A 7552-nucleotide genomic window follows, 5' to 3' on the forward strand; every position below is an offset into this window, starting at 1 on the left:
CCAAAACAGGCAGGCGGGCTAATTTTTCTTTCCAATAGTGCAATTCTTCCTGCATTCCCTCGGTTTCCATCCATGCCGCTTCTTGCCATGCATAATCCGCATATTGGATAGGCAACTCATCAAGTACAAAATCTTTTTTCTTGGAAATCGAAAGATAACTGGACCATAATTCTTGTAACAGTAGCTGCATCGACCAACCATCTGCAATTATGTGATGCAGATTGAGATGAAAAATAGTAACATTCTGTTCAATCCGATAGAGATATGCTCGATAAAGTGAATCTTGAATCAAATCAAAAGGTGTCTGAATATCCCTGTGTATAAAAGACATTGCCTCTTCAAAAGTACAATCTCTTATTTCTAGAAGATTACGGGCCGATCCAATCCGTTGATATACTTTACCTTGTTCTTCATAAAACACAGTACGTAATGTTTCATGTCTTTTTACAATCGAATCAAACGATTTTACAAATGCCTCTTCATCCAAAATGCCTTTTATTTGCATAGCAAGTGGAATATGGTATGCAACACTCTCTGGCTGCAACTGATGAAATATCCAAAGCCGCTCTTGCGCTGATGACAATGGTAATTTATTTGGTCGCTGTTTCTTCTCCAAACGCATAGAGGAAGATGAAATAGTAGTTTCTTCTTTGTTGTGTAGTAACGCTGCAATCGTTGGTGTCTCAAATAAATTTTTTAATCCAATAGATGAAAGCAATTGCTCGTTCATTTTTGCAACTACTTTTGTGGCGAGTAAGGAATGTCCGCCTAATGCAAAAAAGTTATCATGAAGTCCTACTTTTACTCCTAAAATTTCTTCCCATATTGATGCTATTCGTTTTTCCATACCGGTTTGAGGAGATACAAACGAATCGAATGATAAAGCATCCACACTTGGCAATAATTTTCGGTTCACTTTGCCATTTGCAGTGAAAGGAATCTTGTTCAGTGTCATGAAATGGGACGGAACCATATAACTCGGTAGTTTATCGTGCAAATAACTTCGAAGTTGGCTGTTTTGTATCTGTGCTTTTTGTTTAGGAACGACATAGGCAACTAATTGGCCAGCTTGTTCCAAAACAATTCCTTCTGATATTGTTTCATGTTGACGGAGTACGGCTTCGATCTCACCGAGTTCAATGCGAAACCCGCGGATTTTCACCTGTCTGTCGCTTCGTCCAACAAAATGCAGGTTGCCGTCAGGTAATCGTTTTACTAGATCACCTGTTTGATACAAGCGGCCGAAGATAGAATGATGGATAAACTTTTCGGCTGTTAGTGTTTCTTGTTGATAATATCCGATTGCTACACCAGGTCCGCCAACATATAACTCACCAATGACGCCTGAAGGCACTGGATTTCTATAGCGATCAAGTATATATGCAGACACATGATCGATAGATTTTCCAATCGGTGGAAGCGTTGCTTGTGTACCTTTCGGCAAAACCAAAGCAGTGGACACTACTGTATTTTCTGTTGGTCCATAGTGATTGACGACTTTAACTGGGAACTCTGCAGGTGGATAAACGCGTAAAACATCTCCTCCTGTGAGGATATATCGCAATGCCACATTCGTTGGCCATTTTTGTCCCAATAGTTGTTCTAACATGGGCGTCGGTAAAAAACTCACAGATATATTTTGATCAATCAAAAACATCTGTAATTTCTCCAAATCTAGTTTTGTCTCTTCATCAGGTATTACAAGTGTTCCACCAATAGCCAAAACAGGCCAAATTTCCCAAACAGAGGCATCGAAAGCTGGTCCTGCAATCAAACTAGTTCGATCGAGAGGAGTCAAGGAATAGGCACGACAATGCCATTCAACTAGATAAAGAAGTGATTCATGTGACACCATAACACCTTTTGGCAAACCAGTAGACCCAGAAGTGTAGATCATATAAGCAACTTCAGAAATAGGAGTAATCACGCCTAGTTCTCCTGTTGGCATTTGTTCCAATGTATCCTGTATTTGGTCAAAAATACGAACAATATCTTTTCCATCGAGTGGAAAAGTAGAATCCGTAATAAGTAGTCGCAAACTGGCATTTTCCATCAAATAAAGTATTCTATCTTTCGGATAAGCTGGATCAATTGGAACATAACTTGCTCCTACTTTTAAAATTGCAAGTGCTGAAAGAACCAGCTCACTAGAGCGCCCCAAACAAATACCTACAAAATCACCCGCTACAACTCCTTGACTTCGCAAATAGTGAGCCAATTTATTTGCTCTGCGGTTTAACTCCTCATAAGTGATCGATAGATTTCCATCTTCTATTGCGACAGCACTGGGAGAAGAAATTGCTTGAAACATAATTCGCTCCATCAGTGTTAATGACGAAATCAATTGCGGCGTAGATACTGGCGTCATGACCTCCGCTGTCTCTTCAACAGTCAACATATTTGCATTTGCAATCTTTTGCTCAGGATCAGCAATAAATGAATGTACTAATTGTGAGAAGTGTTCCAACAACCGCTTGATGGTGTCTTCTCGAAACAAATCGGTATTATACTCGCAGACTAACTCCACTCCAGACTTACTTTCTCCAATTGATAACGCCATATCATATTTTGAGGTTGTAATTGGTAATTCTTTTGCCACAAATCCGGAACGTTCGGATGAAATACTTTCTTGAAAAGTAAACATCACTTGGAACAAAGGAGAATAATCCATGCTTCGCTCAGGATCGAGTTCTTCTACTATTTTTTCAAATGGGATGGATTGGTGTTGATAAGCATCCAATGCTGTTTGTCGAATTTGCTGTACAAATGACCGGAAACTAAGATCCCTCGTGACACTTCCTCTTAATACAAGTGTGTTTGCAAAAAAACCAATCATTTCTTGTGTTTCTAGTAATTCTCTATTTGCTACTGGTGTTCCTACTGCAATGTCTTCTTGACCGCTGTAACGATGCAGTAAAACCTGAAAAACCGCTAATAATATCATAAAAAGTGTCGAATCTGTTTCTCTTGCTAGTTTACTCAGTTTTTTCCACACTTCTTTTTTGTTCCATGTAACAGAGACAGAAGCACCTTTGTAGGATTGGACTTTTGGTCTTGCGAAATCCGTTGGCAACTCCAATACAGACAAATCAGCTAATTGCTTGTTCCAATATGTCATATCTAACTGCTGTTTTTCTTGCCACACTACGTAATCCGCATATTGAACCGAACTCAGATCGTCAGGAATATTTCGTCCAGAAACCTTTGCTTCATATATTTCGCACAATTGTTCAAAGAACAAGTTAAAAGACCAACCATCTGTAATGATATGATGCATGACAACCAAGCAGTGTTTGCAATCTTTCGTCACAATTACACGCCACAATGGTCCTTTTGCTAAAGAAAATGGATATTTTGCTTCCATGTTTAATTGTTCCTCTTTATCTACCAAATAAAGCGGGATTTCGATTGACTTTGAAATAATCCTTACTGGATCACCGTCGTTTTCCAGATAATTAGTCCGTAAAATTTCATGACGTTCTGCCATTTGTTCCAAGGCAAACTTCCAAGCTGATAAATCCAATGGTACATCTCTAGTCCAGGAAATCGGAATATTATACACCGATTTGTCTGTCAAAAGCTTATCCATGAGCCATAGTCTTTTTTCTGCATGAGATAGGGCTAATGATTTGGAACGATCAGCAGGAATAATTGTTTGTTCCTTCATTTCTCCTGTTATATGAGGAGCAAACGAACGAATAGTTGGATAATCAAATACTACTTTTAGCGGCAATCTTACAGAAAATTTCCGATTAATACATGAAATAGCTCTTGTGACGAGCAACGAATGAGCTCCAAGCAAGAATACATTATCCGTTGTACTGATTTTTTCTAAATCCAAAATATCTTTCCAAATCGCACATAATTTTTGTTCTACTTCATTTTTTGGCGCTTCATAGGTAGAAGGAATGACAGGTTTTGGTAACGATGCCCGATCCAGTTTTCCATTTGTGGTGAGAGGCAGTTGATCAATCACAATAAATACATCTGGAATCATGTAAACAGGCAAACATCCCTTTAAAAATGATTTCCATGATGCAGTATTTTCCTGATCCGCCACTACATAAGCTATCAATTGCTTCTGTTGATTATTATTTGTATTCACTACAACAACAGCATCTTTAATAGAAGAATGAGATTGAAGTACTGCTTCGATCTCTCCAAGCTCAATACGATAACCATTAATTTTTACTTGATTATCTTTACGACCAACAAATGCAAGATTTCCGTCACTTAACCATTTTACTAAGTCCCCAGTTCGGTATATTCGACCAAACACAGGGTGTTCAACAAATCGTTCTGCCGTTATATCCGGTTGATTCCAATATTCTTGAGCGAGCCCATTCCCGCCAATCCACAATTCACCGGTAACACCGATTGGTGTTAATTTTTGATCGGTATCCAATACATAAACTTTTCTTCCAGCAATAGGCTTGCCAATCGGCGGCAAAAAGTCATCCTTTGTGTCTAGTGCAATACATGTTGTAATAACTGTGCTTTCTGTCGGTCCGTACAGATTAACCACACGTGCTGGAAAATGATCATTGGGATAGCGCCGTAATTGATCTCCTCCAGTCCATATGGTATGAAGAGTAGTACTTGACCCCCATTTTTGCTCCATTATTTGTTCCAGCAACGGAGTCGGGAGAAAACATTGCGTGATCTCTTTCTCGATCAACCATTGCTGTAATGCTTCTACATTTCGCTTCGTAAACTCATCTGGAATAAAGAGTATGGATCCAGCTGCAAGTGAAGACCATATTTCCCAAATTGAAGCGTCAAATGCTGTGCCTGCAATCATCGTAGTATGATCTTGTATGTTCAGATCGTAAGTTTGTATTTGCCATTTGATTAATTCACTTAATGAACGGTGTTCAATAACTACTCCTTTTGGCAGACCAGTTGAACCGGAAGTATAGATGATATAAGCCGCTTGATCTTCCTGAATCAAAACATTTGGCGATTCAGCAGAAAGCATAGACCATTGCTGATCATCGCATCCTAAAACAATGCTTTGCCCTGAAAGAAGCAGATCTTTGGATGAACTGTCTGTTAGCGTGAGTATTACTTTTGCATCTGCTAGTTGATATTGAAGACGATCGATCGGATTAGCAGGGTCAAGCGGTACATATGCTGCTCCTGTTTTTAAAACAGCCAATTGGGCAACTACCATTGCAATAGAACGTTCCATTACAATTGCAATACGTGAAGAAGCATTTACACCTTGTTGAAGAAGATAGTGAGCTAACTGATTTGCTCTATTTTCTAGCATGTAATAAGAAAGATCTTCATTATCCGTTACCAATGCCAATTGATGAGGATGTTTTCTTGCTTGGTCTTCTATTAAACTAGGTATAGAGACAAATTCATTTTCCTCTACCGTTTTTCCAGCCCATGAAAGAAGTAATTGTTCTTCCTCTGAACTATGAAAGATAAGTGAATCCAATGTTTGCTTTGGATTGTTCATCATCTGATCCAACAAGGATACAAAACAGTTTTGAAGCCTTTGAATATCTGTTATCGCAAAACGATCTACATGATACATCCATTTCAATTGGAGCTGCTCACCTAGTGCTGCAACTACAGTCAATGGATAATGAACTTCTTCTTTTCCATGAGTAAAACGTATAACGAGATCTGTTTGTTTTGCTTGTTGTCGTGCTGGATAATTTTCAAATACAAACAAATAATCAAAAAGGTTTTCTGTTGCTGGCATATCACTCCATCGATGGATATCGATAAGAGAGCAATATTCAAACTGCCTCATATTTTGAAATGATTTTTGCAAGTGATCCAACCAATTACAGACAGAGATATTTCCTCCTACCTTCACTCTAACCGGTAATGTATTAATCATCATTCCTACCATTGTTTCTACACCACGAAGTTCTGCAGGTCTTCCTGATACAGTTGTTCCATATACCAAATCGGTTTCTCCACTAAACGCTCGAAGAAGAAGCGACCATGTTCCCTGTAAAAAAGTGTGCAATGTAATCTGATACGCTTTACAAAATGCAACCAGATCTGCTGTTTTTTCAGATGACAAAGACAGATACGATTCTTCCGCCCTGCGGTTCTTCGCTTTTGAATGTTTGGCTATGCTCAATTGCATCGATGTATTATATCCAGCGAGTTGCTTTTGCCAATATACCTTCGCTTCTTGTCTGTCCTGTTTGGATATCCATTCCATATAATCCGAAAAAGATCGTGCTATTGGTAAATTCACTTGTCGCTGTTGTACTATCTCTTCATAGATCGTCATTAATTCATTTAATAACAATGGCATACTCCAACCATCAATTAACAAATGATGATAACTCCATATCACTTGGAAACAATCATCAGATAAACGAAAAAGATGTACACGTGATAATGCTTTTTCTTGCAGTTGAAAACCACATTTTCGATCCTGCTTAAAATAAGTTTCAATTATTTCCTGTTGCACTGTTGTGGTCATATCACGCAGGTCTTTATAGCCCCAATCCAAATTTCCTTCCTGATATACCATTTGATGAGCAGTGGAGAGACCTTCCCAGTGAAAAGATGTACGCAAAACTGCATTTCTTTGCACCAAAACTTGCCATGCCTCTTTATATAAGGAAAGATCAAGGCTGCCTTCTAATACAAAACCGATTTGTACTACATATTCTTTAATATCCTGTTGATACAAAGAATGAAAGAGCATTCCATTTTGTAACGGAGACAAGGGATAAACCGATTCTATATTTTTTCCAGCAAACTCCTTCAGCTCATTTTTTTGCAATTGTGCTAAAGGAAAATCAGATAAGGCATATTGCTTTAAGATTATGCCTTGTAAGTATTGAATCCCTGCTTTAAATGCATCAATAAATAATAGAATCGACTCATCACGAAAGATATTTTCACTATACAAAATAGTGATTTGTAACTTTCCTTCTAATAACACTGCGATTACATCAATCAAGTGAGCACGAACTGATTCAGGTGCACTTGCTTTCCCAACATTTTCAGTGGCTATTTCTTGAATAAAATTGGACTTTATTCCATCTGATTTAGTTAAAAACTGTCCCAAATAATTAAAACTGATCCATGCATCTTTCTTTGGCAAGGGATTTGCGTGCATATAACACAACAAACCATAACTCATCGCTATCTTACTGTAATAGCGATGTATATCTTTTGTTTCATTTAATATTTCTTCCATCTGAGGCGAAGCGACTAACTCAACAGGATAAAGTGAGGTAAACCATCCGACTGTCCGAGATAAATCAATGTCACCTTGCTCATCACGCCCATGCCCTTCCATATGAATGACATGTTTCTTTTCACCTGTCCATTGATAAAGCGCATTGGAAAGTGCCGTTAATAAGAGTTCTTCTGTAGAAGCGTGAGTACGTTGAGTTGTTTGTGTAATTAACGTATTTGTCTCTTCTTGCGATAAGACAAATTGCATTTGTTTCACAGAGGATTCTGTATTTTCCCCTGCAGTATCTGTTGGAAGTATGCTGATTTGTTGCTTCTCCCATATCTCTCGCTGTGATTCTACTTCTTCTGTCTGAGCACATTCTTGCAA

Annotated in this window: 1 protein-coding gene; it reads right to left on the reverse strand. The window is 38.4% G+C overall.

Annotated elements, in window-relative coordinates; translation table 11 throughout:
* Window positions 1-7552, reverse strand: a 7552-nt coding sequence (locus AC5WOC_RS21035; RefSeq protein WP_496057389.1) for an amino acid adenylation domain-containing protein, incomplete at both ends; no start/stop codon positions are given.

This window comes from Shimazuella sp. NTD247 (assembly GCF_059510415.1).